Below are 25,929 nucleotides of genomic sequence, written 5' to 3'. Positions count from 1 at the left end.
ATCGCCGCCGTCAGAGACGTCTTGCCGTGATCGACGTGGCCGATCGTGCCAATGTTGCAGTGCGGCTTGGTGCGGGAGAACTTTTCCTTGCCCATCAGAGCCTCCTAGATTCGAATTCGCGTTGCGGAAGAAGAGATGCTTAGGCGTACTTGGCGATGACCTTGTCGGCCTCGCCGCGCGGCACCTCTTCGTAGTGATCGAACTGCATCGTGAAGTTGGCGCGGCCCTGCGAGAAGGAGCGCAGCTGGTTCACGTAGCCGAACATGTTGGCCAGCGGCACCATCGCGTTGATGACGTTGGCGTTGCCGCGCATGTCCTGACCCTGGATCTGGCCGCGGCGGGCGTTCAGGTCGCCGATGACCGAGCCGGTGTACTCCTCCGGCGAGACGACCTCGACCTTCATCACCGGCTCGAGCAGAACCGAGCCGCCCTTCTGCAGCGCCTCGCGGAAGGCGGCGCGGGAGGCGATCTCGAAGGCGAGCGCCGAGGAGTCGACGTCGTGGTAGGCGCCGTCGACCAGCTCGACCTTGACGTCGACCACCGGGAAGCCGGCGAGGACGCCCGCGCCGAGGACCGAGTTGAGGCCCTTCTCGACGCCCGGGATGTACTCCTTGGGCACCGCGCCGCCGACGATCTTCGACTCGAACGAGAAGCCGGCGCCCGGCTCGTTCGGCTCGACGACGAACTTCACGCGGGCGAACTGGCCGGTACCGCCGGTCTGCTTCTTGTGCGTGTAGTCGATCTCCTGACGGCGCGTCAGCTTCTCGCGGTAGGCGACCTGCGGCTGGCCGATATTCGCGTCGACCTTGTAGGTGCGGCGCAGGATGTCGACCTTGATGTCCAGGTGGAGCTCGCCCATCCCCTTGAGGATGGTCTGGCCGGATTCCTGGTCGGTGGAGACGCGGAAGGACGGGTCCTCGGCGGCGAGCTTCGAGAGCGCGATGCCGAGCTTCTCCTGGTCGGCCTTCGACTTCGGCTCGACGGCGATCTCGATGACGGGCTCGGGGAACTCCATCTTCTCGAGGATCACGGCCTTCTGCGGGTCGCAGAGGGTGTCGCCCGTGCGGGTGTCCTTGAGGCCGGCCAGCGCGACGATGTCGCCCGCGAAGGCCTCCTTGATGTCCTCACGGTTGTTGGCGTGCATCAGGAGCATGCGGCCGACGCGCTCCTTCTTGTCGCGCGACGAGTTCAGCACGTTGGCGCCGGTCTCGACCTTGCCCGAATACACACGGCAGAAGGTGATCGTGCCGACATGCGGATCGTCCATGATCTTGAAGGCGAGCATGGAGAAGGGATCCGCGTCCGACGGGTGACGGACGGTCTCTTCCTCGGTCTTGAAATCGATGCCCTTGATCTCGCCGCGATCGGCCGGGGAGGGCAGGTAGTCCACGACGGCGTCGAGGAGCGGCTGCACGCCCTTGTTCTTGAACGCCGAGCCGCAGAGCACCGGGTGGAAGGCGCGCAGCTGGACGGCCTTGCGCACCAGGACGCGCATGGTGGCCTCGTCGGGCTCGTTGCCGTCGAGGTAGGCGGCCATGGCGTCGTCGTCGAGCTCGACGCAGGCCTCGACCAGCTTGGTGCGGTACTCGACGGCCTGGTCCTTGAGGTCGGCCGGGATCTCGGTCTCGTCGAAGTTGGCGCCCAGCGCCTCACCCGACCAGACGATCGCCTTCATCTTGATAAGGTCGATCACGCCCTGGAAGCTCGACTCGGCGCCGATCGGCAGCTGCAGGCAGACGGGCTTGCCGGCGACGCGGTCGATGATGTCGGCAACGCACTTGAAGAAGTCGGCGCCGATCTTGTCCATCTTGTTGACGAACACGACGCGCGGCACGTCGTACTTGTCGGCCTGGCGCCACACGGTCTCGGTCTGCGGCTCGACACCCTGGTTGCCGTCGAGCACGCACACGGCGCCGTCGAGGACGCGGAGCGAGCGCTCCACCTCGATGGTGAAGTCGACGTGGCCGGGGGTGTCGATGATGTTCAGGCGCTTGTCGCGCCAGAAGCAGGTCGTCGCAGCCGAGGTGATCGTGATGCCACGCTCCTGCTCCTGCGCCATCCAGTCCATCGTGGCGGCGCCCTCATGGACCTCGCCGATCTTGTGGGACTTTCCGGTGTAGTAGAGGATCCGCTCGGTCGTCGTGGTCTTGCCGGCATCGATGTGGGCCATGATGCCGAAGTTGCGGTAGTCCTCGATCGCGTGCGTGCGGGGCATCGAATTGCTCCTGAGAGACGGCGGAACCGCTTACCAGCGGTAGTGCGAGAAGGCGCGGTTGGCTTCCGCCATCCGGTGCGTGTCTTCGCGCTTCTTGACGGCGTTGCCGCGGTTGTTCGCGGCGTCGAGCAGCTCGGCCGAGAGGCGCTCGACCATGGTGCGGTCGTTGCGCGAACGCGCGGCCTGGATCAGCCAGCGGATCGCGAGAGCCTGACGGCGCTCGGTGCGGACCTCGACGGGGACCTGGTAGGTCGCGCCGCCGACGCGGCGGGAGCGGACCTCGATCATCGGGGCGACGTTGTCGAGCGCGGCGCGGAACACCTCGATCGGGTTGGCCCGGGCGCGGTTCTCGACGATGTCGAAGGCACCGTAGACGATCCGCTCGGCGGTCGACTTCTTGCCCTCGTACATGATGGAGTTCATGAACTTCGTCAGCACCACGTCCCCGTACTTCGGGTCCGGGATGATCTCACGCTTCTCGGCAGAGTGACGACGGGACATCTTCTGAGACTCTCGAACGAAAAGATCTTAAGCGCCCCGCGCAGGCCGCCTCAGCCCTGAGGCCGGCGACATCCTTGCGAGGCCGTGGAAACGCGTACCGGCGCCCGGGAAATATCCGGGCGTCCGACTTACTTCGGACGCTTGGCGCCGTACTTCGACCGGCGCTGCTTGCGGTTCTTCACGCCCTGCGTGTCGAGCACGCCGCGCAGGATGTGGTAGCGCACACCCGGAAGATCCTTCACGCGGCCGCCGCGGATCATCACCACGGAGTGCTCCTGAAGGTTGTGACCCTCGCCCGGGATGTAGCCGATCACCTCGAAACCGTTGGTGAGGCGCACCTTGGCGACCTTCCGGAGCGCCGAGTTCGGCTTCTTCGGGGTCGTCGTGTAAACGCGGGTGCAGACGCCGCGCTTCTGCGGGCAAGCGTCGAGCGCCGGAACCTTGTTGCGGCTCCGCTGGATCTTCCGCGGCTGGGCGATCAGCTGGTTGATCGTCGGCATCCTGTGCCCTCTTCCTCGGTCACCTAGTCCGAACTGCGCAGGGCAGTCCGCAAAACGAATATGCGCCGGAGGGCCTGTCACGGACCCTCGGCGCGGTGTGGGCAGAGGAGCACGCCCGAAACGAACGCGCTCGTACCTACGGATCTGACTTACAGCGTCAGGCGATTTGAACCCTCGGAGCGCTCGGGGCGATGGCGGCGGCTTCCGGGGTTGCGCCCAAGGGCCGTCGGCAGCCGATGGCCGTCCGAAGTGGCGCGCTTCTAGACGCCGTTGCGCCGCAGGTCAATGCGGTCACGGCAGAAAACTGCACCGCGGCGGAGGTTAAGGATCGGTCAAGGGCGCGCACGGCGCCCGCGATCGGCGAGCCTTCGCGACGGCGGAGCCGAGGGACCGCTATCGCGCACGGCGCCTCGTCCCGTCAACGGAAGCCGGGGCAGGCCGGCCACGTGGCGGCGGGACTTCGGCGCAGCCTCGGGCCCTGCCCGGGCGCGGCAGGAAAATCTGCCCCGCAGCCGCCAGATCTTTCGGCGAGCGGCACCCGCCCGCGAGGAAAAAATAGAATCTTTCTCCGTTGATTTTCGTGTTCTCCAAAGATGAAAATGCGCTGGCGGTCGAGATAAATCCTGCTGGCATCCTCTGATATTGCGCCAAGAGCGAAGACCAGATCGATTTATACCTCAACTCAGAAGTCCGACGCGATTCAGACTGCAATATTCGCGATATTTGATCATCGCTCTGCCTGTACCGGCCCCGAACCATCCGACGGAGTCACGCGTGCGCCACCTCTTCGCCCTCGTTCTCGCGACCCTCCTGTCGGTCGGCCCCGCAACGGCCGACCGTCTGGACGACATCAGAAAGGCCGGCGTTCTCCGGGTCGCCGCCTTCGACAGCAACCCGCCGTTCGGCTTCGTCGATCCCGCGACGAAACGGATCGCCGGCCTCGACGTCGACTACGCGCAGGCCATCGCCGACGCGCTCGGCGTCAAGCTGGAGATCCGGCCCACCAACCCGGCGAATCGTATCCCGCTGCTGACCTCCGGCAAGGTCGATCTGGTTCTGGCGAACTTCACCATCACGGACGAGCGGGCGAGGCAGCTCGATTTCAGCATCCCGTACTTCGCCTCCGGCCAGCAGTTCCTGGCCAAGAAGGGCACCCTGTCGTCGCCGGAGCAGCTCAATGGGCTTCGAATCGGTGCAGACAAGGGCACCACCAACAAGATCGTCCTGCGCCGCGACTTCCCGAAGGCGGTCGTGGTCGCGTTCGACGACACGCCCTTCGCATTCACGGCCCTGCGCAACGGCAATGTCCAGGCGATCACGCAGGACGGCCCGAAGCTGGTCGGGCTGCTCGCGAAGGTGCCGGACCGGCAGAACTACGAGATCCCCGCCTTCAGCATCTCCAACGACTATATCGGCGTCGGCATCCCGAAGGATGAGGCGCGGCTCCGGGACCGCGTGAACGAGACCCTGCGCGGCCTGGAGTCGAGCGGCAGGGCGGCGGCGATCTATGATCGCTGGTTCGGGCCCGCGACCGAGCAGCCGCTGCCGCGCCTGTTCCGGATCGGGGACCGTCCCTGACCCGGGGCGGCACGACGACGATGGCCGCGCTGTTCGGCGATCCACTCGCGCCGCGCTACCTCGTCTGGCTGCTGCAAGGCTTCGGGATGACCCTGACCTTGTCGGCAGCCACCTGCCTTGCCGGCACGGTGTTGGGCCTCGCGGCGTGCGGGCTGCGCGAGGTGGGCGGGCGCGCGGGGCGCGGCGTCGTGGCCGTCTCCGTCGGCATCGTCCGCAACACGCCGCTGCTGGTGCAACTCTTCGTCTGGTACTTCGCGGTGGCCGCCGCCCTGCCGCAGGGCGTGACGGCCTGGCTCAACGCGCCGCACGCCCTGGACCTGGGATTCGGGATCCTGGGCTGGCCCGCTTACGAGAGCCTCGCCGGGTTCTGCGGGCTCACGCTCTACGCGGGCGCCTACATCGCCGAGGAACTCCGCGCCGGCATCAGGGCCGTCCGGCCCGCTCAGCGAGCGGCGGCCCTGGCCCTCGGCCTCACGCCCGTCCAGGCGTTCCGCCACATCGCTCTGCCCCAGGCCCTGCGCGTCGCCTGGCTGCCGATCGTCGGCCAGTACCTCAACACGCTCAAGAACACGTCACTGACCATGACGATCGGCCTCGCGGAGCTGTCCTACGCGTCGCGGCAGGTGGAGACCGAGACCTTCCAGACCTTCCAGGCCTTCGGCATCGCGACGCTGCTCTACGTCGGCGCGGCCGCCGCGGCGGAGATGACCGGGCAGATCCTCGAGCGCCGCGCCCGTCGACCGGGCCGGCACCGATGAATCCGTCGGTCATCATCGACAATCTCGGTTACCTGCTGGTCGGGGCCTGGCCCGACGGGCCGGTCGGCGGGCTGGCCCTGACACTGATTCTCTCCGGCCTGTCCGGCCTGGCCTCGGCCGCGCTCGGGCTCGTCCTCGGCATCGCCCTGGCCGTGAGCGCGGGCGCGGCCCGGGCAGCGCTCACAGCCGCGCTCGGCTTCCTCCGCGCTGTGCCGGTCGTGATGCTGATCTTCTGGACCTACTTCCTGCTGCCGATCCTGTTCGGCGTGTCGATCCCCGAGATCGGCACGGTCGCGGTGGCGCTGTCGCTCGTCGGAGGCGCCTACCTGTCCCACGGGGTGGCGGCGGGCATCGCGAGCGTCGGCCGTGGTCAGTGGGAGGCCGGCCTCGCGCTCGGCCTCGACCCCTGGCGCACCCTGCGCTTCGTCGTCCTCCCGCAGGCGCTGCGGGCCATGGCGCCGTCCTTCGTCAACCAGTGGACCACGCTCATCAAGGACACGTCGCTCGCCTACGTGATCGGCGTGCCCGAACTCGCCTTCGTGGCGGCGCAGGTGAACAACCGCGCGATGGTCTACCCGGCCGAGATCTTCCTCTTCGTCGGTGCCGTGTACGGCATCCTCTGCGCCGGTCTCGACGGGCTGGCCGCCCGGCTGACGAATACCGGCAAGGTCGCGGCACATCGCACCCCGTGACGGAGCGGCCGGCCGACGCGCCCGAGCCGGCTCGCGGGACACGACCGATTTACCGGGGCACACGTGCAAGGCGTACCGGATCGGGGCAGGTGCGCGCCGGCACGGTCTACGGAGAATTAAAGCGATCCATCGAATTGTCGCGCACATCGGGCGGCCAACTCGCCGCCGCAGGTTCGCGTCGAGGGTGTTGCGTATGGGTTGCGTCGCGGTCAGCAACGTCGTTCCGTTCCGGCGGCCGATTCCCGCCCAGGCCCCCGGCGAGCGGGAGGCGCGCAACCGTCGCCGCAGCGAGCAGCGCTCCCTCCTGGACGCTGTCTACGCGACTGGCAGCATGGTCGTCGCCGCGGAGGATCGCGGCCTCAAGCTCACCGCCTCGCGGCTGCAGGTCTACGGCTTCCTGGCGATCGAAGAGGTCGGCGAAGACGGCCTGATGCGGCGGCTTCGCCCGTCCGAGGCGATTCGCGCCCGGTCGGAGCGGCCCTGGCGCCTGTCGAGGCCCGCGAGCGGAGCCTCGGTCACCATCCCGAGCCTCGACGGATTCCTGTTCGAGACGGCCGGCCAACCGATCTGATCGACCCCGAACGCTGCACGTCAACCGACCGGCGCGCCGAGAGGCGCGCCGGTCGTCGCACGTTCAGGGCTCGCGTTCCGCGGCCGGATGGGCGGGCACCGAAGCGATCGAGCCGCGCGGCGCCGCGGACCTGCCCCGAAGCCGGATCAGCCCCCCTATGCGGCGGCGACGATTTCCCGCCGCTCCGCTTGCCATCACCCGCGGCCCGTAGTATGCGCCCGGCCTTCGCGACATTTCCGATGGGTGCTCGCACCCCGTGAACGCGGTGACCGCGCCGGTGTCTGACGACACCGCCAGCGCGGTCGAACACATGAGCCGGGGACGTCAGGTCCCCATCAGGCGTCGTCCGCCGGGCAATACCGTCCGTGTGCGGAAACCCGCCTGAAACAAGGAGTCACGCACGTGATCCAGATGCAGACGAATCTGGACGTCGCCGACAACTCGGGTGCACGCCGTGTGATGTGCATCAAGGTTCTCGGCGGGTCGAAGCGCAAATATGCCGGCGTCGGCGACGTGATCGTCGTCTCCGTCAAGGAGGCGATCCCGCGCGGTCGCGTCAAGAAGGGCGACGTCATGAAGGCGGTCGTCGTCCGCACGGCGAAGGACGTGAAGCGCGCCGACGGTTCGGTGATCCGCTTCGACAAGAACGCCGCAGTCCTGATCAACAATCAGAAGGAGCCGATCGGCACCCGTATCTTCGGACCGGTGCCGCGCGAGCTTCGCGCCCGCAACCACATGAAGATCATCTCCCTGGCTCCGGAGGTGCTGTAATGGCCGCCAAGATCAAGAAGGGCGACAAGGTCGTCGTGCTCACCGGCCGTGATTCGGGCCGGTCGGGCGAGGTGATCCAGGTTCTGCCGAAGGAAGGCCGGGCCTTCGTGCGCGGCATCAACCTGGTGAAGAAGCACCAGAAGCAGACCCAGAACCAGGAAGGCGGCATCATCTCCAAGGAGGCCGCCATCCAGCTCTCGAACATCGCGGTCGCGGATGCCAACGGCAAGCCGACCCGCGTGGGTTTCCGCATCCTCGAAGACGGGCGCAAGGTCCGGTTCGCCAAGACCACGGGGGATCAGATCGATGGCTGAGGCCGACAAGAACGCCTACACCCCGCGCCTGCGCAAGCACTACGACGAGGTGGTTCGCCAGAAGCTGATCGAAGAGTTCGGCTACAAGAACCCCATGGAAGTGCCGCAGATCACGAAGATCGTGATCAACATGGGCGTCGGCGAGTCCACCGCGGACTCGAAGAAGGCCTCGGTGGCGGCGGGCGACCTCGCCCTGATCGCCGGCCAGAAGCCGGTCATCACCAAGGCCCGCAAGGCCATCGCGACCTTCAAGGTCCGCGAGGGCATGCCGATCGGCTGCAAGGTGACCCTTCGCAAGCAGCGCATGTACGAGTTCATGGACCGGCTGATCACCATCGCGCTGCCGCGCGTGCGTGACTTCCGCGGCCTGAACCCGCGCTCGTTCGACGGCCGCGGCAACTACGCCCTGGGTCTCAAGGAGCACCTCGTGTTCCCGGAGATCTCCTACGACAAGGCCGAGCAGATGTGGGGCATGGACATCGTCGTGGCGACCACCGCCAAGACCGATGCCGAGGCCAAGGCGCTGCTCGCCGCCTTCAAGTTCCCGTTCCGGCAGTGAGGCCCTCGGGTCTCAGACGCGGACACCGGAGATAGACGACATGTCGAAGAAAAGCTCAGTCGAGAAGAATGAGGCCCGCAAGGCGCTGGTGAAGCGCTTCGCGGCCAAGCGGAAGGCGCTCCTCGAGATCGCCAACAACGACGCCCTCGAGATGGAGGAGCGCTTCGAGGCGCGCCTCAAGCTCGCGGAACTGCCGCGCAACTCGTCGGCCACGCGCATCCGCAACCGTTGCGGCATGACCGGCCGTCCGCGCGCCTACTACCGCAAGATGGGCATCTCGCGCGTGGCGCTGCGCGAGCTTGGCAACCGGGGCCTGATCCCCGGCCTGGTCAAGTCGAGCTGGTAAGGAGGTCCCCATGGTCAACGATCCCGTGGGCGACATGCTCACCCGCATCCGCAACGGCCAGCTGCGCCGTCGCAACGTCGTCCAGACGCCCGGCTCGCGCCTGCGCGCCAGCGTCCTCGACGTCCTGAAGTCCGAGGGCTACATCCGCGACTACGCGGCGACCGACCTCGGCAACGGCCGCACCGAGTTCGCCATCGAGCTCAAGTACTACGACGGGCGCCCCGTGATCCGCGAGATCAAGCGCGTCTCGAAGCCGGGCCGCCGGGTCTACTCGTCGGTCGGCGAGCTGCCGCACGTGGCCGACGGCCTCGGCGTCACCATCGTCTCCACCCCGCAGGGCGTCATGGCCGACCACGAGGCGCGTGAGCGCAACGTCGGCGGTGAAGTGCTCTGCACCGTGTTCTGATCGGGACGGAGGAGGTTATCCCATGTCTCGCGTAGGCAAGAAGCCGGTCCCCGTACCGGCCGGCGTTACCGCCACGGTCACCGGTCAGACGGTGAAGATGAAGGGTTCGAAGGGCGAGCTGTCGTTCGTCGTTCCGTCGCTCGTCAACGTGGCGATGAAGGACGGCGCCATCGAGGTGCAGCCCGTCAACCAGTCCAAGCCGGCGCGCTCCCTGTGGGGCACATCGCGGGCGCAGATCGCCAACATCGCCGAGGGTGTTTCGAAGGGCTTCGAGAAGAAGCTCGAGATCACCGGCGTCGGCTATCGCGCCGCGATGGCCGGCAAGGCGCTCAAGCTGTCGCTCGGCTACAGCCACGACATCGAGTACGCGATCCCGGCCGGGATCACGATCGTTACCCCGAAGCCCACCGAGATCACGATCTCCGGGATCAACCGCCAGCAGGTCGGTCAGGTCGCCGCCGAGATCCGCGACTACCGCGGACCCGAGCCCTACAAGGGCAAGGGCGTGAAGTACGCGGGCGAGTTCATCTTCCGCAAGGAAGGCAAGAAGAAGTAAGGAGGGCATCATGTCTCGCAAGCTCGAAGCCCTCGATCGTCGCAAGGCGCGCGTCCGCCGCGCGCTGCGGGCCGCCGCCAACGGCCGCCCGCGGCTCTCGGTGTTCCGCTCGTCGAAGCAGATCTACGTGCAGGTCATCGACGACGTCGCCGGCAAGACGCTGGCCTCGGCCTCGTCGATCGACAAGGCGCTCAAGGGCGAACTGAAGACCGGCGCCGATGTCGCCGCCGCCAAGGCGGTGGGCAAGCTGGTCGCCGAGCGCGCCAAAGCCGCGGGCGTCACGAAGGTGATCTTCGACCGCTCCGGCTACATCTACCACGGCCGCGTCGCCGCCGTGGCCGAAGCCGCCCGCGAGGGTGGCCTGGAGTTCTGAGTCACGACGGCGGGCCGGGCGGATCCTCTTCGCCCGGCATATCCGAAACCCGATCGAGCGAGCGGCCCCGCCGGCCGCGTCAGTGAGATGGACAGGTAGACAACATGGCACGTGAACGTGAAGGCGGGGGCCGCGGCCGCCGCGAGGATCGCGAGGAGCGCGACAGCGAGTTCGTGGACAAGCTTGTCCACATCAACCGCGTCGCCAAGGTGGTGAAGGGCGGCCGTCGCTTCGGCTTCGCGGCCCTCGTCGTCGTCGGCGACCAGAAGGGCCGCGTCGGCTTCGGCCACGGCAAGGCCCGCGAGGTGCCGGAGGCCATCCGCAAGGCGACCGAGGCCGCCAAGCGCGGTCTGATCCGCGTCTCCCTCCGCGAGGGCCGGACCCTGCACCACGACGTCAACGGCCGCCACGGGGCAGGCAAGGTGATCCTCCGCGCGGCCCCGCAGGGCACCGGCATCATCGCCGGCGGCCCGATGCGCGCCGTGTTCGAGACGCTCGGCATGCAGGACGTCGTCGCCAAGTCGCTGGGTTCGTCGAACCCCTACAACCTCGTGCGCGCCACCTTCGAGGCGCTCAAGAACGAGGACAGCCCGCGCTCCGTGGCGGCCCGCCGCGGCATCAAGGTGTCGACGCTGCAGTCGCGTCGCCGCGATGCCGATCCGGCCGACCAGTCCGAAGCCGCGGTCGCGTAAGGGAGGGTCCGATGGCACAGAAGACCGTCCGCATCGAGCAGATCGGCTCGCCGATCCGCCGCGAGGCCAGCCAGCGCCAGACGCTGATCGGCCTCAAGCTCAACAAGCTCCACCGCGTGTCCGAGCTGGAGGATACTCCCTCCGTTCGCGGCATGATCCGCAAGGTTGCGCACCTCGTGCGCGTCCACGGCGACGTGGCGTGAGGAGGTCCCGATGAAGCTCAACGAGATCAGCGACAACCCCGGCGCAACCAAGAACCGGATGCGCGTGGGTCGGGGCATCGGCTCCGGCAAGGGCAAGACCGCGGGTCGCGGCGTGAAGGGTCAGAAGGCCCGGACCGGCGTGTCCATCAAGGGCTTCGAGGGCGGTCAGATGCCGCTGCATCGTCGCCTGCCGAAGCGCGGCTTCAACAACCTCTACGCCCAGGACTTGAACGAGGTGAACCTCGGCCGGATCCAGGAGGCCGTCGACGCGGGCAAGCTCGACAAGGCCGCCACCGTGACGGTGGAGAGCCTGGTCGCCGCCGGCATCATCGCCCGTCCCCGTGACGGCGTGAAGCTGCTCGGCGTCGGCGAGCTGACCGCGAAGCTCAGCTTCGAGGTGACCCGCGCCTCCAAGTCCGCCGTCGAGGCGGTCGAGAAGGCCGGTGGCTCGGTCAGCACCGTCTACGCCCAGGGTGCCTCCACCCGCGGCGGCAGCGAGGCGGCCACGGCCTGACGGGAGCGACTCCGGAACCCGTTGCACGGGCTCCGCGCACCCTTTAAGCCGATCCTTCGAGCGGCGGCCCTGCGACCACGCGGGCCGCCGTTTTTCGTTTCATTCGGGCACCCTTCGCCCGGCGACATGTCCAGGACGCGACGCTTATGGCCTCAGCCGCCGAGCAGCTTGCCGCCAACCTCAACTTCGGTGCGATTGCCAAGGCCGATGAGCTGAAGAAGCGCATCTGGTTCACGCTCGGCGCCCTCGTGGTGTTCCGGCTGGGCACGTACATCCCGATTCCCGGCATCGATCCGGAGCAGTTCGCCCGGAACTTCCAGCAGCAGGCTGGCGGCGTGCTGGGCCTGTTCAACATGTTCTCGGGCGGCGCCGTGGAGCGCATGGCGATCTTCGCCCTGAACATCATGCCCTACATCTCGGCCTCGATCATCGTGCAGCTCCTGACCTCGGTGATCCCGAGCCTGGAAGCGCTCAAGAAGGAGGGCGAGTCGGGCCGCAAGGTCATCAACCAGTACACCCGGTACCTGACGGTGGTGCTGGCGCTGGTTCAGTCCTGGGGCATCGCCATCGGCCTCCAGGGCTCCTCGGCCGCCATCGATCCGGGGCCGTTCTTCTTGGCCTCGACGGTGATCACCCTGACGGGCGGAACCCTGTTCCTGATGTGGCTCGGCGAGCAGATCACCTCGCGCGGCATCGGCAACGGCTCGTCGCTGATCATCTTCGCCGGCATCGTGGCCCACCTGCCGGTGGCGATCGCGGGCGCGCTGGAACTCGGCCGCACCGGCGCCCTGTCCCCGGCAATCATCCTGGGCGTCGGCGTCGCCGCCGTCGCGCTCGTCTACTTCATCGTGTTCATGGAGCGCGCCCAGCGCCGGCTCCTGATCAACTACCCGAAGCGCCAGGTCGGCAACCGTATGTACGAAGGTCAGACCTCGTTCCTGCCGCTCAAGCTCAACACCTCGGGCGTGATCCCGCCGATCTTCGCCTCGTCGCTGCTGCTGCTGCCGGCGACCGCCGCGAGCTTCTCGGCCAACGGGGGCGCCACGGGCTGGCTCGGCACGGTCACGGCCTATCTCGGCCACGGCACCCCGCTGTTCATGGTGCTCTACGCGGCGCTGATCATCTTCTTCACGTTCTTCTACACCGCAGTCGTCTTCAATCCGCAGGAGACGGCCGACAATCTGAAGAAGCATGGCGGCTTCATCCCGGGCATCCGTCCGGGCGAGCGCACCGCGGCCTTCATCGACAAGGTGCTGACCCGCATCACGGTGATCGGCGCCCTGTACCTGACCCTCGTGTGCCTCTGCCCGGAGATCCTGTCGTCCTACGCCGCGGCCAGCCTCGGCTTCGGCGGCACGTCCCTGCTCATCGTGGTCTCGGTCACGATGGACACGGTGGCGCAGGTCCACGGGCACCTGATGGCCCATCAGTACGAGGGCCTCGTGAAGAAGGCCAAGCTGCGTGGCGCGTCGACCACGCAACGGCGGCGCTGAGCCTGCTACAGAGGCGGCCGGACTCCGAGGACGCTCCCGCCTCTGGCCCAAAGGTCTGGATGCCTCACCGGCCCGGACCGGCTAGAAAACCCCGAACCCGGCGATGCCAGGGAGGCTTCGCCACCACGGCTTGTGCCCACTGAGAGAGTGGGCCGAACGAGGACAACGCCATGCGCATCATTCTGCTCGGGCCGCCCGGTGCGGGGAAGGGGACGCAATCCGAGCGGATCGTACAGCGCTTCGGCATCCCGCAGCTGTCGACGGGGGACATGCTGCGCGCCGCGGTGGCCGCCGGCACGCCGGTCGGCCTCGAGGCCAAGGCGGTGATGGAATCCGGCGGTCTCGTCTCCGACCGGATCGTCGTCGGCATCGTCGCCGACCGGATCGAGGAACCGGACGCCCGCCGCGGCTTCATCCTCGACGGCTTCCCGCGCACGGTCGCGCAGGCGGAAGCGCTCAGCGAGATGCTGGCGAGCAAGGGCTTGAGCCTCTCCGCCGTCATCGAGCTGAAGGTCGACGAGAACGCCCTGGTCGGCCGCATCGAGAAGCGCGCCGCCGAGACCCTGGCCCGCGGCCAGGCCGTGCGGAAGGACGACACCCCCGAGGTGTTCAAGCAGCGGCTTGAGGCATACCGCGCCCAGACGGCGCCCCTCTCCGCCTATTACGCGCAGAAGGGCATGCTGGAGACCATCGACGGCATGCAGCCGATCGACAAGGTCACGGCCGACCTGATGGCGACACTGGAGCCGCACGAGGAGCGCGTCGCCTCCTGAGGGCGATCGCGGCGCGCTGACCGGCCGTTTCAGCGCGCCCGTGAACCCGGCGGTGTCCCTGGGGGTTATGGGGCGGGTCCACGATCGGAAACGCCATGACCGTCCGCCTCCTCGCCACCGCCTCCCTCCTGCTCGCGGTGGCCCTCCCGCCGCTGCCGGCCTTCGCGCAGAGTCCGGCCCAGTCCTTCGTGTACGGCCAGAAACGGTTCCGCAACGCCTGCCGGCCGCCGCTGAAGTATCTGGCGGGGACTTGCGCCCGCCGCTGCCCGGCGGGCTACCAGGACATGGGCCGCACGTGCCGGCTGCGGAATCAGGGCTTTCGCTGAGGCGCGGGGGGCCGCCCGCCGGGGGCGTGGCTCAGATCCGGCCCTCCCTGCGGAGGCTGCCGAAGAAATTGACGACGTCCATCTGGAGCGACCGGTGGCCGAACAGCCGGAGCGGGTAGCCCTCCGCGGTGCCGTCGCGCAGCTCGATCATCGCCGTCATCGTGTTGTAGCGGAACACCATGCGGCGACCGGCGAAGGTCGCCCAGAGCAGGGGCGGACCGTCATCCGCGTCCTGCAGCGCGACCGAGCCGGGCTCCGCCTCGGCGAGAACGCCGCCGATCACCGCCAGCGTCACCGGCATGACCTCCTCCAGGGTCTCCTCGGCAGCGCGCAGCACCGAATCGGCGAACGCCCGCAGGGTCGCGCCGTCGCTCGTCAGAACCGCCATCTTCGCTCCTCGACCAGATCCCAGGGCGCCGCGACGCGCGCGTGACGGGGCAAGGCCGTGCCGACCCGTCGTTGACAACGGGCCGCCCGCGCGCTAGCAGGCCATCCTTCGTCCAACCGAACGATGGTCCGAGGTGCCCTGTCCAGGGCCGCCCGCGGGCCGCGTCGTCGTTTCACGTGCGCAGGGGCCGGCCTCCACCGGACGCGCGCGACAGCGACCCGGATCCCCGGGTCCCATATGGAGAGTGATCGTGGCCCGTATCGCAGGCGTCAACATCCCGACCAACAAGCGCGTCGTCATCGCGCTCCAGTACATCCACGGCATCGGCGCCAAGAAGGCCGAGGAAATCACCCAGAAGGTGAACATCCCCGCCGAGCGTCGCGTCAACCAGCTGACCGACGCCGAGGTTCTGTCGATCCGCGAGACGATCGATCGCGACTATCTCGTCGAGGGCGACCTGCGCCGCGAAGTCTCGATGAACATCAAGCGCCTGATGGATCTCGGCGCCTACCGCGGTCTGCGTCACCGCAAGCAGCTGCCGGTCCGCGGGCAGCGCACCCACACCAACGCCCGCACCCGCAAGGGCAAGGCGAAGCCGATCGCCGGCAAGAAGAAGTAAGTTTTTGGAACTGGGAGGCCGTGCTCCGCTCGGCCTCCTTCCCGTCGCGCCGGGTGTCCCGCAACGGGTCCGGCGCCGGCTCGACCGCCCCGCACGGGTGCTCCGGCCAAGTCCCAAAAAGAATCCCGAGCGCCTGGTGTTACGGGCGTGCCTGAAGGAAGAGTGAGACCAGAATGGCTAAGGAACCGCAACGCGTCCGCCGCCGCGAGCGCAAGAACATCGTGTCGGGCGTCGCCCACGTGAACGCCTCGTTCAACAACACGATGATCACCATCACGGACGCGCAGGGCAACACGATCTCGTGGTCGTCCGCCGGTGCGATGGGCTTCAAGGGCTCGCGCAAGTCGACCCCGTACGCCGCCCAGGTCGCCGCCGAGGATGCTGGCCGCAAGGCCGCCGAGCACGGCATGCGCACCCTCGAGGTCGAGGTGTCCGGTCCGGGTTCGGGCCGCGAGTCGGCGCTCCGCGCCCTGCAGGCCGCGGGCTTCACGGTGACCTCGATCCGCGACGTCACCTCGATCCCGCACAACGGCTGCCGGCCGCGCAAGCGCCGCCGCGTCTGATCGAAGCCTGCGAAGCCTTTTGACGGAGAAGCTCATGACGGGATCGAAGCCGCTTCCGGGCGTGCTGCGTTGGAACCTCGGCGACCTCACGGTCACCGCGCTCAACGACGGCTGGTTTCAGGCCAGCCTCGATCTCGTCACGGGCATCTCCAAGGAGGAGGCTGGGCGGCTCCAGGTGGCGGGCTTCCGCACCGAGCAACCCAAGATCACGCTGAACGCCTTCCTGATCACGGGCCCCGGCCTCAAGCCGACCCTGATCGACACGGGCTACGGCGATCTCGCGCCGGCGCCGACCCTCGGCCGGGCCGGGGCGGCGCTCGCGTCGACCGGCGTCGCGCCGGAGGAGATCGGCACGGTGCTGGTCAGTCACCTGCACCCCGACCATGTCGGCGGTCTCGTGAAGGACGGCGCGGCGCGCTACCCGAACGCCGAGATCGTGCTGCACGCCGACGAGGCGGCACACTGGCTTCCGGACGAGGCCCTGGCCAAGGCGCCGGAGGCCGCGAAGCCCTACTTCGAGGGCGCCCGCAAGTCCCTGACTCCCTACGCCGGCAAGGTGCGCGAGCACCGCGGCGGCGAGGTCCTTCCGGGGATCACGGCGGTCCATCTGCCCGGCCACACGCCGGGCCATTGCGGTTTCCGCATCGTCTCCGGTGGACAGGCGCTGATGATGTGGACCGACGTGGTGCACCTGCCGGCGATCCAGTTCAAGAACCCGGAGGCCGGCGTCGGCTTCGACGTCGACGGCGACCAAGCGCGGGAGACGCGCAAGCGGATCCTGGACGAGGTGGCCCGCGAGCGCACGCTCATCGCCGGCGGCCATCTCGAGTTCCCGGCGCTCGGCTACGTGGATCGGGATGGGGCTGGCTACAGCTTCGTGCCGGTGCTGTGGGTCGGCGGCGAGTAACGGCGGATACGGATTTCAGGGACCGTTCGGGGCGCCAGGGGGCGGCACCGAGTGGCCGAAGCGCGGGGACGGGCGTCGCGGATCCCGGGCAAGGACGAGAGGTAGGATCGTGGTCATTCAGAAGAATTGGCAGGAACTGATCAAGCCGAACAAGCTGCAGGTCACGACCGGCGACGACCCGAAGCGGGTCGCCACGGTCGTCGCCGAGCCGCTCGAGCGCGGCTTCGGCACGACGCTGGGCAACGCCCTGCGCCGCGTGCTCCTGTCGTCGCTCCAGGGCGCCGCCGTGACCTCGGTGCAGATCGACGGCGTGCTGCACGAGTTCTCGTCGATCCCGGGCGTGCGCGAGGACGTCACCGACATCGTCCTCAACATCAAGACCATCGCGATCCGCTCGCAGACCGACGCGCCCAAGCGCATGACCCTGCGCAAGACCGGCCCGGGCCTCGTCACCGCCGGTGACATCGGCACGGTCGGCGACATCCAGATCCTGAACCCCGACCTCGTGATCTGCACCCTCGACGACGGCGCCGAGATTCGCATGGAGTTCACGGTCGCCACCGGCAAGGGCTACGTCCCGGCCGAGCGCAACCGTCCCGAGGACGCGCCGATCGGCCTGATCCCGGTCGACTCGCTGTTCTCGCCGGTCACCAAGGTCAGCTACCGCGTCGAGACGACCCGCGAGGGCCAGGATCTCGACAAGGACAAGCTGACCATGACGGTCGAGACCAACGGTGCAGTCTCGCCGGAGGACGCGCTCGCCTACGCGGCGCGCATCATCCAGGACCAGCTGCAGGTCTTCGTGAACTTCGAGGATCCGCGCAAGGAAGAGGCCGCGCCGCTCGCGCCGCAGCTGCCTTTCAACCCGGCGCTGCTCAAGAAGGTCGACGAGCTGGAGCTGTCGGTCCGCTCGGCGAACTGCCTGAAGAACGACAACATCGTCTACATCGGCGACCTCATCCAGAAGTCCGAGGGCGAGATGCTGCGGACCCCGAACTTCGGCCGCAAGTCGCTCAACGAGATCAAGGAAGTGCTCGCCGGCATGGGCCTGCATCTCGGCATGGACATCCCCGGCTGGCCGCCGGAGAACATCGAGGATCTCGCCAAGCGCTTCGAGGAACACTACTGAGCGGCGAAGCCGCCTCGGGCTGAACCGGGCGGCGCCGCACCGCGCCGCCGGTTCGGCCCATCCAGGCCCGGGACCCGCGGCGACGACGCCAAGTCCCGAACGAATCCCGCCGCGGGGTTACGCGGACATCAACCGCCCCGTTCCCGGGGCACCCGGCCGTACCGTGGCACGGCGGCCGAGACGAGAAGGAAGCCAGCACCATGCGTCACGCCTACCGCGGCCGCCGTTTCAACCGTACCGCCGAGCATCGCAAGGCGATGTTCGCCAACATGTCCGCCGCGCTGATCAAGCACGAGCAGATCATCACCACCCTGCCGAAGGCGAAGGACCTGCGTCCGGTCGTCGAGAAGCTGATCACGCTGGGCCGCATCGACAGCGTGCACACCCGCCGCCTCGCCATGGCGCAGCTCCGCGACGCCGACATGGTCAAGAAGCTCTTCACCGTCCTCGGCCCGCGCTACAAGGGCCGTCCGGGCGGCTACTGCCGGATCATGAAGGCGGGCTTCCGCCAGGGCGACAACGCCCCGCTCGCGGTGATCGAGTTCGTCGACCGCGACGTCGAGGCCCGCGGCAAGGATTCCGGTCCGAGCCAGGTCTCCGAAGCCGCCTGATCGGCACGGAGCGTCCCGTCGCTCCTAGTCTTTGAGAAGCCGTCCCGGACCCTCCGGGGCGGCTTCTCGCGTTTCGGCTCCTCGCCGCGATCGCCATGACGACGCGCGAACAACAAAAAAACCCGCCGGCTCGCGCCGACGGGTCTGAAGCAGGGTCCACGTCTCGGATGGTCGCGGGAGCTCGCCCTGGCGGCCCGTCTCAGACAGGCCGGGAACTCGACCGCGCCGCGCTCCGAAAACCCCTATCCCTGCCGGGACTCGTCCGGTGGACCGTCCTGGTCGAGATCGTTGTCACGCCTGCGGCGCGGGAAGATGCCGTGATTGCTCATGGTCCACCTCCTCTTCGTAACCCGGGGCCTGCGGGCCCCACGAGGAGAGAATGAGCCGGCAATCGATTGGTTGCAAGCCCCCGTCAGCCGACGGGTCCGGCTCCGCCGTCGAGCAGCGTGGCGACCCGGGCCGCGAGGTCCGCGGAGCGGAACGGCTTCGTGAGCACCGGCAGGTCGTCGGGGATCTGCATCGCCTCGGCATGTCCGGTGAGGATCAGGACCGGCAGGCGCGGATCGCGCTCGCGGATCTCGGCGGCCAGCTCGATGCCGCTCATGCCGGGCATGGCGAGGTCGGCGACGACGATGTCGTAGCGGTCGGCCTCGAGGAGCCGGAGCGCGGCCTCGCCGTCGCCGGCTTCCGTGGTGCTGTGGCCGAAGCCGGTGAGGAACGAGGCCGTCACGTGGCGCACCTGCGAATCGTCGTCGACGATCAGGACGCGGGCCCGCCGGCCGGCGACCGGGACGGTGCCGGCGGTCTCGGGCGCCTGCTCGGGCGCCTGATCGGCGAAGGGGAGGGCGAGCTCCACGCGGGTGCCCCGACCGACCACGCTGTCGATCGCCAGCCGGCCCTTGGATTGCTGCGCGAGGCCGAACACCATGGCGAGGCCGAGCCCGGTGCCCTGGCCGACGGCCTTGGTGGTGAAGAACGGCTCGCAGACCCGGCGCAGGATCTCCTCCGGGATGCCGGTGCCCTCGTCGGTGACGCTGATGCCGAGATAGGTGCCGTCGGCGATCTCGGGATCGCCGCTGATCGCGAGCCGGCGCGTCGCGACCGTGATCGCCCCCCCGTCCGGCATGGCGTCGCGGGCGTTGATGCAAAGGTTGAGCACGGCGAGTTCGAGCTGGTCCGGATCGACCTGGACCGCCGGCAGGCCGTCCGCGAGGTCGGTCCGGACCGTCACGAGACCGCCGAGGCTGCGACCGAACAGATCGCTCATCCCGGAGATCAGGGTGTTCACGTCGACGGCGCGCGCCTGGAGGTCGTGGGCGCGGCTGAAGCTCAGGAGGCGCTTGGTCAGGGACGCCCCGCGCTCGGCGGCGCCGCGGGCGTTCTCGATCAGGCGCTGGACCCGCGGCTGGTCGGCGACCTTCGGGCCGGCGAGCTCGAGGCTGCCGAGGATCGCGGTCAGCAGGTTGTTGAAATCGTGCGCGATGCCGCCCGCGAGGGTGCCCAGCGCCTGCATCTTGTCGGACTGGCGCAGGCGCGCCTCCAGGGTCCGCTGCTCGGTCACGTCGCGCTCGATCGTCGCGAGGTGGCTGATCGCCCCGCCCGCGTCGCGGATCGGCACCCGCGTCACGTGGCTCCACTGCTCGGCGCCGGTCGGGCCGTCGCTGATCAGGCTCTCGGCCACCGCCCCGGACCGGATCGCGGCCGCGTCCGCCGCCGTCACGGGCTCGGCCTTCGGGCCGAGAAGTTCGTCCTCGCGCCGCCCGAGGCTGGCGGCGACGTCGTGGCCGAGCAGGGCGGCCTTGCGGCCGTTCAGCCGGACGAAGCGGCCCTCCGCGTCCTTGAAGCTGATCGCGTCCTGGGCGTGGTCGAGGAGGCCGCGCAGGAGAGCCCGCTCGGTGGCGAGGTCCCGGCCGAGGCGGTGGCGCTCGAAGGCCTGCCGGACGGTGGAGCGGAGCAGGCCCGCGTCCCAGGGCTTGGTGACGTAGCCGACGATGCCGCCGCGGTTGAGGGCGGCGATCACCGCGGTGATGTCGGCGTAGCCGGTCAGCAGGATCGCCTGCGCGTCGTGGAAGCTGCGGGCCTCGGCGAGGAGCGCGTCGCCGGTGAGGCCCGGCATCCGCTGGTCCGAGAGCACGACGGCGATGTCGGGCTCGGCGCGCAGGATCTCCAGCGCCTCGGCCGGACGCGAGGTCGTCAGAACCCGGTAGGAATCCTCGAACAGGTCCTCCAGGGCGATCAGGATGTCCGGCTCGTCGTCGACGGCCAGGATCGTCCCTACACCTGCCGTACCGTCACTCATGCACTGGCCGCCTGCCGCGGGATCCCGATCACGAAGCAGGCTCCCCCACCCGGGGCCGTCTCCACGGTGAGCGAGCCGCTATGCGCTTGAACGACGCTGTAGGCAATCGCAAGACCCAGGCCCGTGCCGGATCCGACCGGTTTCGTCGTGAAGAACGGCTCGAAGATCTTCTCACGCAGCGTATCCGGGATGCCGGGCCCGGTATCGCTGATGCGAATCTCGTCGAGTTCAGGGTTCGACTGGGTCGTGATCCGGATCGTGCCGCCCTCCGGCATGGCGTCGGCGGCGTTGCCCAGGATGTTCATCACCACCTGGTTGAGGAGCGCCGGGGTGCAGTGGATCTCGGCGCGGCCCGTGAAGCTGCGCTCCACGGCGATGCGCTCGCCGAGCTTGTGCTGGATCAGCGCGAGCACCGTCTCGATCGCCTCCGGCACGTTGACCAGGGCGCGCTCGCCCTCGTCGAGGCGCGAGAACTTCCGGAGGTTCAGCACCAGATCCTGGATGCGGGTCAGCCCCATCCGCATCGAGCCGACCCGCTGCCGGGCCTTGTCGATGGCGCGGGTGGCGGCCTCCGGAGCGGCGCCCGGCAACTCGCCGAGCAGGCGCTCGACGGTGCCCTGGTGGGCCAGGATGAAGGCCAGGGGATTGTTGATCTCGTGGGCGATCCCCGCCACCAGCTCGCCGAGCGAGGCCATCTTGGCGGCCTGGACGAGCTTGGACTGCGCCTCGGTGAGCTGGCGGTTGGCGTCGGCGAGGTCGCGATTGGCCCGCTCCAGGGCGTCGGCGAGGCCCGCTCGGGCCTCGGCCGCGTCGGCCTCCGCGCGGGCGCGCTCCACCGCCCGCTCGCGCTCGCCGAACTGGCCGGCGATGCGCCGGTCGTCCTCCTCCAGGAGCCGCCGCCGCACGAAGCCGCGGACCCGCAGGGCCAGGACCTCGGCGTCGGTCTTCGAGACCACGTCGTCGGCGCCGGCCGCGTAGGCTTCGACGAGGAAGTCCTTGGCGGGATCGCTGCCGGCGATGCCGACGAGGTGGAAGCCCGCGCCGGCCGCCTGTCCCGAGCGCCGCTGGCTGATCGCCCGGCACAGGGCGAGGCCGTCATAGGCGTGCCCCAGGAGATCGACCGTCACGCAGTCGAAGGCCCCGTCGCCGGCGGCCGCGTCCAGGGCGGCCAGGGCTGCCTCCGGCCCGTCGACGCTCGCCACGTGGTGGCCGTCCTGGCCCATCACGCCGGCGAGGAAGGTCCGGTAGGTGGCGCTGCCGTCGATCACCAGGACCCGCCCGCGCCGGAACGCGGCGGCGCCCGGTCCCTCACCGTCGGTCGTCGGCCGGCGCTCGCGCAGCAGGGCGCGGATGCGCAGGATCATCAGGTCGCGGTCGGCGGATTTCGGCAGGTAGGCGTCGGCGCCACTCTCCAGACCCTGGCGCTCGCCACCGCTGCCGCCGGTCAGCATCAGGACCGGCAGGGCCCGGGTGCGCAGCGACAGGCGCATCTGCCGGATCAGCTCATCGCCGTTCATGCCCGGCAGGTGGTAATCGGCCACCACGAGGTCGGGCTGGCTGCGGTTGAGATGATCGAGGGCGGTCTCGGCGGAGGCGCAGCGCTCCACCGCGAAGCCGTGCGTCTCCAGCAGCAGGCGCAGTTCCAGGGCCTGCGTCTCCGAATCCTCCACCAGCAGGATCCGGGCCGGCACCTCCGCCGGGCCGGCCTCGCTCACGGCCGCGCTCCCGTATCCACGAGACGCAGGACGTGGTCGGCGACGCGGTCGAGGGGCAGGACGGCGCGGGCGGCCCCGAGCCGCACGGCCGCCGCCGGCATGCCGTAGACCACGGCGGTGCTCTCGTGCTCGGCCACGGTCTGGGCGCCGGCCCGGTGCATGTCGGCGAGCCCCAGGGCCCCGTCCTCGCCCATGCCGGTCAGCAGCACGCCGATGCCGGAGGGTCCGGATTGCCGGGCCATGGACCGGAACAGCACGGTGGCGGCCGGGCGCTGGCCGGAGACCGGCGCGGAATCGATCACCCGCAGGATCCGGCCGGAGCCGATCTCCAGGTGGCGGTCGCCCGGTGCCACGTAGACCCGGCCGGGTTCGGCGCGCTCGCCGTCCTGGGCGAGGGCGACCGGGAGGGCGACGACGCTGTCGAGCCAGCTGGCGAACCCGTCCATGAAGGCCGCGCCCATGTGCTGGACGACCAGGACCGGCAGCGGGAAGTCCTTGGGCAGGGCGCCGATCACCCGCGCCAGCGCCGGGGGACCGCCCGTCGAGGCGGCGATGCCCAGGAGGCTCGGGGCCTGCCCGGACAGATCGGCCAGCGGCGCCTGGGGCGCGACGGCGGAGCGGCCGGCCCACTCGGTGCCGATCGGCCGGCGGCGGATGACCGGAACCTGGGCCATGATCCGCAGCTGCGTGCAGATCTCGCCGGCCACGCCCTCGTAGCCGGCATGGGTCGTGGCCACGGGCTTCTCGACGACCGACAGGGCCCCGGCCCGGAGCGCGTTCATCGAGATGCGCAGCGAGTTATCCTCGACCGAATCCGCCACCACGACGATCGGGGTCGGGTGCTCGGCCATGATCCGGCGGGTCGTCTCCAGCCCGTCGATCCCCGGCAGGCGGATGTCCATCGAGATCACGTCCGGCCGCACGGTCCGGAGCTTGTCGAGGGCCTCCTCGCCGGAGGCGACCGCGGCCACGAGCTCGAGGCGGGGATCGCGGGAGACGATGTGGCGCAGCAGCTCGCGCACCACGAGGCTGTCCTCCACGAGCATCACACGGACGGGGGTCATAGGAGCTGCCCGATCGTATCCAGCAGCTGGCGCTGGTCGAACTTCTGCTTGGTCAGGTAGGCGTCGGCGCCGAGATCCAGGCCCCGGGCGACGTCGGCGGCGTCCCCGCGGGAGGTCATCAGGATCGCCGGGAGCCGGGCGAAGCGCTCGTCGGCCCGCAGGGCCTTCAGGAGGCCGAACCCGTCGAGGCGCGGCATCTCCACGTCGGCGAGCACCAGGTTCACGGGCTCGATCTCGGCGCGCAGCCGGTCGAGGGCGTCCTGCCCGTCGACGCAGACGACCACGCGGTAGCCGGCGGCTTCCAAGATTCCCTTCTCCAGAGTCCGGGTGGTGATCGAATCGTCGACGACCAGGATGGTCGCGCGCGCGGACGCGCCCGCCGCGGCGTGAGTCGTCGAACGTGGAGCCGGCGCCATCGTTCCGAGCGCGCCGCCCGATGTCCCGGCCTGGGCGCGCGAAGCGAGCCCCTCGGGGTCGAGGACCAGCACCGGCACGTCCCCGTGCAGCACCGCCGTGCCGGCGATCAGACCCGGATCGGCGCCGAAATCCGGCGCGGGCAGGACCAGGAACGGGCGGACGTCGTGCAGGCGGTCGACCGCCAGGGCGAGACGGCCGCCGCCGGTCCGCAGGACGACGGCGGTCAGCGTGCCGGGATCGGCCGGGTCGGCGACCTGTCCGAGGATCGCGGCGAGGTCCGTCACCGGGTGGCTCGTCGCGGCGTCCCCGTCACCGAGGCGCACGATCGTCCGGCCCATGGCGACCGGCAGGTCGTCGCGCCGCAGGCGCAGGAGGCGCTCCACGGCGCCCCCGGGGAGGGCGTAGCTGCGCCCGGCCGCCTCGACCAGCAGCAGGCTGCGCCGGGCCGCCGAGAGCGGCAGGCTGAAGATCAGGGCGGTGCCGGCCGGGTCGCGCGGCTCCAGGCGGACGCTGCCCATGAGCTGGCGGGCGGCGTCCGCGGCGACCGAGAGGCCGTAGCCGCGCCCCGACAGGGTGTCGACCGCCTCGGCGGTGGAGAAGCCGGGCTCGAACACGAGGCGCAGCAGGGTGTCGGGTTCGGCCGCGGAAGCGGGGCCGAGGAGGCCGCGCTCGCGGGCCGCCGCCTCGATCCGGGCGAGGTCGGGGCCGGGCCCGTCGTCGAACACGGTGACCTGCAGGCGGGCGCCGCGCACCGCGACCTCCAGCCCGAGGCCCAGGGCCTCCGGCTTGCCGGCCGCGCGCCGCACCTCCGGCGCCTGCCAGCCGTGGCTGAGGGCGTTGCGCAGGGCGTGGAGCAGCGGATCCTTCAGCGCCTGCAGCGTGCCGCGCTCCACCGGCAGGTCGAGGCCCCGCAACGTGAGATCGACCTCGCGGCCCTGCTCCCGGGCGGTCTCGCGCAGCGACCGGGCGAGGGGGGCCAGGACGGTCTCGGCCGGGACCAGGGCGAGGCGCTCGGCGGCGGCGCGGACGCGGGTCGCGGCGCCCTCGACCGCGCTGGTTGCGGAGGCCTGGCGCCGCGACAGGTCCGCGGCCTCCCGGGCGAAGGCGCCGGCGCGCGCCGCGAGGGCGCGCCACTCGGGCCGCTCCGCGCCGGCCCCGGCCGCGAGGGCCTCGGCGCCGACGCGCAGGTCGCGGGCCAGGCGGGCGAGCCGGGCGAGGCCGTCGGCCGCGGGCGCCTGGCCGGCCAGGGTGCTGGCGAGATCGTGGCTCGCCCGGGCCAGCGCCTCGACGGCCTCCGCCGGCACCCGCAGGATCGCCGCGGAGGCCTCCGGCGGCTCGGAGCCGGATTTCGGCGCGGGGCCGGCCTGTGTCGGCGCGGCGGTCGCGGCCGGCGGGGATGCCGGCGCGGCGGGGGGCCCCGGTGGCGGGCTCGGACTCGGATCCGCCAGCGGGGCGGGTGGTGCGGGTTGTGCCGGCGGCGGCGTCTCGCCCGGGAGCCGGAGGACGTGGCCGAGGGCCGCCAGGGCGTCGGCCGGCATGTCCGGACCGGACCCGTCGGTGAGGCCGGCGACGTAGGACTCGATCCGGTCGAGGGCGAGGTGGACGGCGTTGGCCGCCTCGCGGTCGAGGGCGGTGGCGCCTGTGCGCACGCCCTCGAACAGCGTCTCGAGACGGTGGGCCACCGCCTCGACCGCCGGGAGATCGACGGCGCGGGAGGCGCCCTTCAGGCTGTGGGCGCGGCGGAAGACGTCGTTCCAGTCCGGCGTGGCGCTGCCGAGCGCCCCGCGGATCGCCGCGACGTGCTCCCGGTGCTCGACGTCGAAGGCGGCGAGCAGGAGCTTGCGGATATCCTCGGCCAACGGGGCGCCCGCCTCAGTGCCGGTATCGTTCGGCCAGGGCCATGAGGGCCTGGGCGAGCTCGGTGAGGTTGGCGGAGGCGGCCTCGACCTGCCGGGTGCCGGCCGCCGTCTGCTGGCTGGCTTGGCGGATGTTCTGCAGCGCCCCCATCACCTGCTCGATGCCCAGCTGCTGCTGGTTGGTCGAGGCCACGATCTGCTGGAACGTCTGCACGTTCTC

At 69.9% G+C, this 25,929-nt stretch carries 31 protein-coding genes and 1 pseudogene; 22 read left to right on the top strand and 10 right to left on the bottom strand.

The features are described from left to right. The 4 genes from ACQKQD_RS33050 to rpsL form a co-directional block, all read right to left on the bottom strand. Positions 1 to 95: GTP-binding protein (locus tag ACQKQD_RS33050; protein ID WP_133250949.1), on the bottom strand; the 95-nt coding region annotated here is incomplete at its 3' end. Positions 96 to 139: 44 nt separating this feature from the next. After that, a complete protein-coding gene (gene fusA / locus ACQKQD_RS33045) occupies positions 140 to 2,215 on the bottom strand; it encodes an elongation factor G (protein ID WP_020096272.1) in 2,076 nt (691 codons plus the stop codon). 30 nt (positions 2,216 to 2,245) lie between these two features. Continuing rightward, entirely contained in the window at positions 2,246 to 2,716 is a 471-nt protein-coding gene (gene rpsG / locus ACQKQD_RS33040; RefSeq protein ID WP_012319183.1) for a 30S ribosomal protein S7, read from the bottom strand. A gap of 128 nt (positions 2,717 to 2,844) precedes the next feature. Continuing rightward, a complete protein-coding gene (gene rpsL / locus ACQKQD_RS33035; RefSeq protein WP_007557568.1) occupies positions 2,845 to 3,216 on the bottom strand; it encodes a 30S ribosomal protein S12 in 372 nt (123 codons plus the stop codon). 774 nt (positions 3,217 to 3,990) lie between these two features. Between rpsL and ACQKQD_RS33030 the strand changes: the two genes are divergently transcribed. From ACQKQD_RS33030 to ACQKQD_RS32950, 17 genes are all read left to right on the top strand, one after another. Continuing rightward, positions 3,991 to 4,794, top strand: a complete 804-nt coding sequence (locus tag ACQKQD_RS33030) for an ABC transporter substrate-binding protein (protein ID WP_427510834.1) — start codon at positions 3,991 to 3,993, stop codon at positions 4,792 to 4,794. Between the two features lie 20 nt (positions 4,795 to 4,814). Continuing rightward, complete coding sequence (locus ACQKQD_RS33025; RefSeq protein WP_427510833.1) at positions 4,815 to 5,552, top strand: amino acid ABC transporter permease; 738 nt, start codon at positions 4,815 to 4,817, stop codon at positions 5,550 to 5,552. Next, complete coding sequence (locus ACQKQD_RS33020) at positions 5,549 to 6,244, top strand: amino acid ABC transporter permease (protein WP_091928493.1); 696 nt, start codon at positions 5,549 to 5,551, stop codon at positions 6,242 to 6,244. Before ACQKQD_RS33025 ends, ACQKQD_RS33020 begins: the two co-directional genes overlap by 4 nt. A gap of 193 nt (positions 6,245 to 6,437) precedes the next feature. Next, complete coding sequence (locus ACQKQD_RS33015; protein ID WP_091683603.1) at positions 6,438 to 6,815, top strand: hypothetical protein; 378 nt, start codon at positions 6,438 to 6,440, stop codon at positions 6,813 to 6,815. Between the two features lie 402 nt (positions 6,816 to 7,217). Next, positions 7,218 to 7,586, top strand: a complete 369-nt coding sequence (rplN, locus tag ACQKQD_RS33010; RefSeq protein WP_010686182.1) for a 50S ribosomal protein L14 — start codon at positions 7,218 to 7,220, stop codon at positions 7,584 to 7,586. After that, the gene (rplX, locus tag ACQKQD_RS33005; protein WP_012319178.1) at positions 7,586 to 7,900 is read left to right on the top strand and encodes a 50S ribosomal protein L24; all 315 of its coding nucleotides are present in this window, start codon (positions 7,586 to 7,588) and stop codon (positions 7,898 to 7,900) included. Before rplN ends, rplX begins: the two co-directional genes overlap by 1 nt. Next, positions 7,893 to 8,459 carry a 50S ribosomal protein L5 gene (gene rplE / locus ACQKQD_RS33000; RefSeq protein ID WP_020096277.1) on the top strand — a complete coding sequence of 189 codons (567 nt, stop codon included), beginning with the start codon at positions 7,893 to 7,895 and terminating at the stop codon, positions 8,457 to 8,459. Before rplX ends, rplE begins: the two co-directional genes overlap by 8 nt. 40 nt (positions 8,460 to 8,499) lie before the next feature. Continuing rightward, positions 8,500 to 8,805, top strand: a complete 306-nt coding sequence (gene rpsN / locus ACQKQD_RS32995; RefSeq protein WP_010686179.1) for a 30S ribosomal protein S14 — start codon at positions 8,500 to 8,502, stop codon at positions 8,803 to 8,805. Between the two features lie 10 nt (positions 8,806 to 8,815). Continuing rightward, positions 8,816 to 9,211, top strand: coding sequence for a 30S ribosomal protein S8 (gene rpsH / locus ACQKQD_RS32990; protein ID WP_010686178.1), 396 nt, complete (start codon positions 8,816 to 8,818; stop codon positions 9,209 to 9,211). 22 nt (positions 9,212 to 9,233) lie between these two features. Further along, a complete protein-coding gene (gene rplF / locus ACQKQD_RS32985) occupies positions 9,234 to 9,767 on the top strand; it encodes a 50S ribosomal protein L6 (RefSeq protein ID WP_020096278.1) in 534 nt (177 codons plus the stop codon). 10 nt (positions 9,768 to 9,777) lie between these two features. Further along, entirely contained in the window at positions 9,778 to 10,140 is a 363-nt protein-coding gene (rplR, locus tag ACQKQD_RS32980) for a 50S ribosomal protein L18 (RefSeq protein ID WP_020096279.1), read from the top strand. Positions 10,141 to 10,244: 104 nt separating this feature from the next. Continuing rightward, a complete protein-coding gene (rpsE, locus tag ACQKQD_RS32975) occupies positions 10,245 to 10,832 on the top strand; it encodes a 30S ribosomal protein S5 (RefSeq protein WP_012319173.1) in 588 nt (195 codons plus the stop codon). An 11-nt stretch (positions 10,833 to 10,843) separates the two neighbouring features. Further along, positions 10,844 to 11,035: a 50S ribosomal protein L30 gene (gene rpmD / locus ACQKQD_RS32970; protein ID WP_020096280.1), complete on the top strand. Its 192-nt coding sequence runs from the start codon at positions 10,844 to 10,846 to the stop codon at positions 11,033 to 11,035. A gap of 10 nt (positions 11,036 to 11,045) precedes the next feature. Beyond that, positions 11,046 to 11,549, top strand: a complete 504-nt coding sequence (gene rplO, locus ACQKQD_RS32965) for a 50S ribosomal protein L15 (protein ID WP_020096281.1) — start codon at positions 11,046 to 11,048, stop codon at positions 11,547 to 11,549. Between the two features lie 146 nt (positions 11,550 to 11,695). Continuing rightward, positions 11,696 to 13,042, top strand: coding sequence for a preprotein translocase subunit SecY (secY, locus tag ACQKQD_RS32960; RefSeq protein WP_020096282.1), 1,347 nt, complete (start codon positions 11,696 to 11,698; stop codon positions 13,040 to 13,042). Positions 13,043 to 13,212: 170 nt separating this feature from the next. Beyond that, positions 13,213 to 13,815 (top strand): adenylate kinase, encoded by a 603-nt coding sequence (locus ACQKQD_RS32955; RefSeq protein WP_020096283.1) that lies wholly within the window; start codon positions 13,213 to 13,215, stop codon positions 13,813 to 13,815. 95 nt (positions 13,816 to 13,910) lie between these two features. Further along, the gene (locus tag ACQKQD_RS32950) at positions 13,911 to 14,141 is read left to right on the top strand and encodes a hypothetical protein (protein ID WP_020096284.1); all 231 of its coding nucleotides are present in this window, start codon (positions 13,911 to 13,913) and stop codon (positions 14,139 to 14,141) included. 31 nt (positions 14,142 to 14,172) lie between these two features. Here the strand turns inward: ACQKQD_RS32950 and ACQKQD_RS32945 are convergent, their stop codons facing one another. Then, positions 14,173 to 14,529 carry a hypothetical protein gene (locus ACQKQD_RS32945; RefSeq protein WP_427510832.1) on the bottom strand — a complete coding sequence of 119 codons (357 nt, stop codon included), beginning with the start codon at positions 14,527 to 14,529 and terminating at the stop codon, positions 14,173 to 14,175. 250 nt (positions 14,530 to 14,779) lie between these two features. Here ACQKQD_RS32945 and rpsM point away from each other — a divergent pair, with 250 nt between their 5' ends. The 5 genes from rpsM to rplQ all read left to right on the top strand — a co-directional run bounded on the left by rpsM (position 14,780) and on the right by rplQ (position 18,358). Next, positions 14,780 to 15,148 carry a 30S ribosomal protein S13 gene (gene rpsM / locus ACQKQD_RS32940; protein ID WP_010686168.1) on the top strand — a complete coding sequence of 123 codons (369 nt, stop codon included), beginning with the start codon at positions 14,780 to 14,782 and terminating at the stop codon, positions 15,146 to 15,148. Positions 15,149 to 15,321: 173 nt separating this feature from the next. Then, a complete protein-coding gene (rpsK, locus tag ACQKQD_RS32935) occupies positions 15,322 to 15,711 on the top strand; it encodes a 30S ribosomal protein S11 (RefSeq protein ID WP_010686167.1) in 390 nt (129 codons plus the stop codon). Positions 15,712 to 15,745: 34 nt separating this feature from the next. Further along, complete coding sequence (locus tag ACQKQD_RS32930) at positions 15,746 to 16,618, top strand: MBL fold metallo-hydrolase (protein WP_427510831.1); 873 nt, start codon at positions 15,746 to 15,748, stop codon at positions 16,616 to 16,618. Between the two features lie 109 nt (positions 16,619 to 16,727). Further along, complete coding sequence (locus ACQKQD_RS32925) at positions 16,728 to 17,747, top strand: DNA-directed RNA polymerase subunit alpha (RefSeq protein ID WP_010686165.1); 1,020 nt, start codon at positions 16,728 to 16,730, stop codon at positions 17,745 to 17,747. 200 nt (positions 17,748 to 17,947) lie between these two features. Then, complete coding sequence (gene rplQ, locus ACQKQD_RS32920; RefSeq protein ID WP_020096288.1) at positions 17,948 to 18,358, top strand: 50S ribosomal protein L17; 411 nt, start codon at positions 17,948 to 17,950, stop codon at positions 18,356 to 18,358. 412 nt (positions 18,359 to 18,770) lie between these two features. On the opposite strand, the gene ACQKQD_RS32915 is transcribed toward rplQ, so the two are convergent. The 5 genes and pseudogenes from ACQKQD_RS32915 to ACQKQD_RS32895 all read right to left on the bottom strand — a co-directional run. Next, entirely contained in the window at positions 18,771 to 20,657 is a 1,887-nt protein-coding gene (locus ACQKQD_RS32915) for a response regulator (RefSeq protein ID WP_427510830.1), read from the bottom strand. Next, complete coding sequence (locus ACQKQD_RS32910; protein ID WP_427510829.1) at positions 20,654 to 22,372, bottom strand: response regulator; 1,719 nt, start codon at positions 22,370 to 22,372, stop codon at positions 20,654 to 20,656. Before ACQKQD_RS32910 ends, ACQKQD_RS32915 begins: the two co-directional genes overlap by 4 nt. Then, on the bottom strand, positions 22,369 to 23,436 hold the full coding sequence (cheB, locus tag ACQKQD_RS32905; protein WP_427510828.1) for a chemotaxis-specific protein-glutamate methyltransferase CheB: 1,068 nt from the start codon (positions 23,434 to 23,436) through the stop codon (positions 22,369 to 22,371). The genes ACQKQD_RS32910 and cheB overlap by 4 nt, the downstream gene beginning before the upstream one ends. After that, the gene (locus ACQKQD_RS32900; protein WP_427510827.1) at positions 23,433 to 25,712 is read right to left on the bottom strand and encodes a hybrid sensor histidine kinase/response regulator; all 2,280 of its coding nucleotides are present in this window, start codon (positions 25,710 to 25,712) and stop codon (positions 23,433 to 23,435) included. The genes cheB and ACQKQD_RS32900 overlap by 4 nt, the downstream gene beginning before the upstream one ends. 13 nt (positions 25,713 to 25,725) lie before the next feature. Further along, a pseudogene (locus ACQKQD_RS32895) lies at positions 25,726 to 25,929 on the bottom strand (methyl-accepting chemotaxis protein); the annotation flags it as partial.

The organism is Methylobacterium sp. NPDC080182 (assembly GCF_050281105.1).
GTDB lineage: Bacteria > Pseudomonadota > Alphaproteobacteria > Rhizobiales > Beijerinckiaceae > Methylobacterium.
This window is presented reverse-complemented; position numbering and strand designations above follow the sequence as displayed.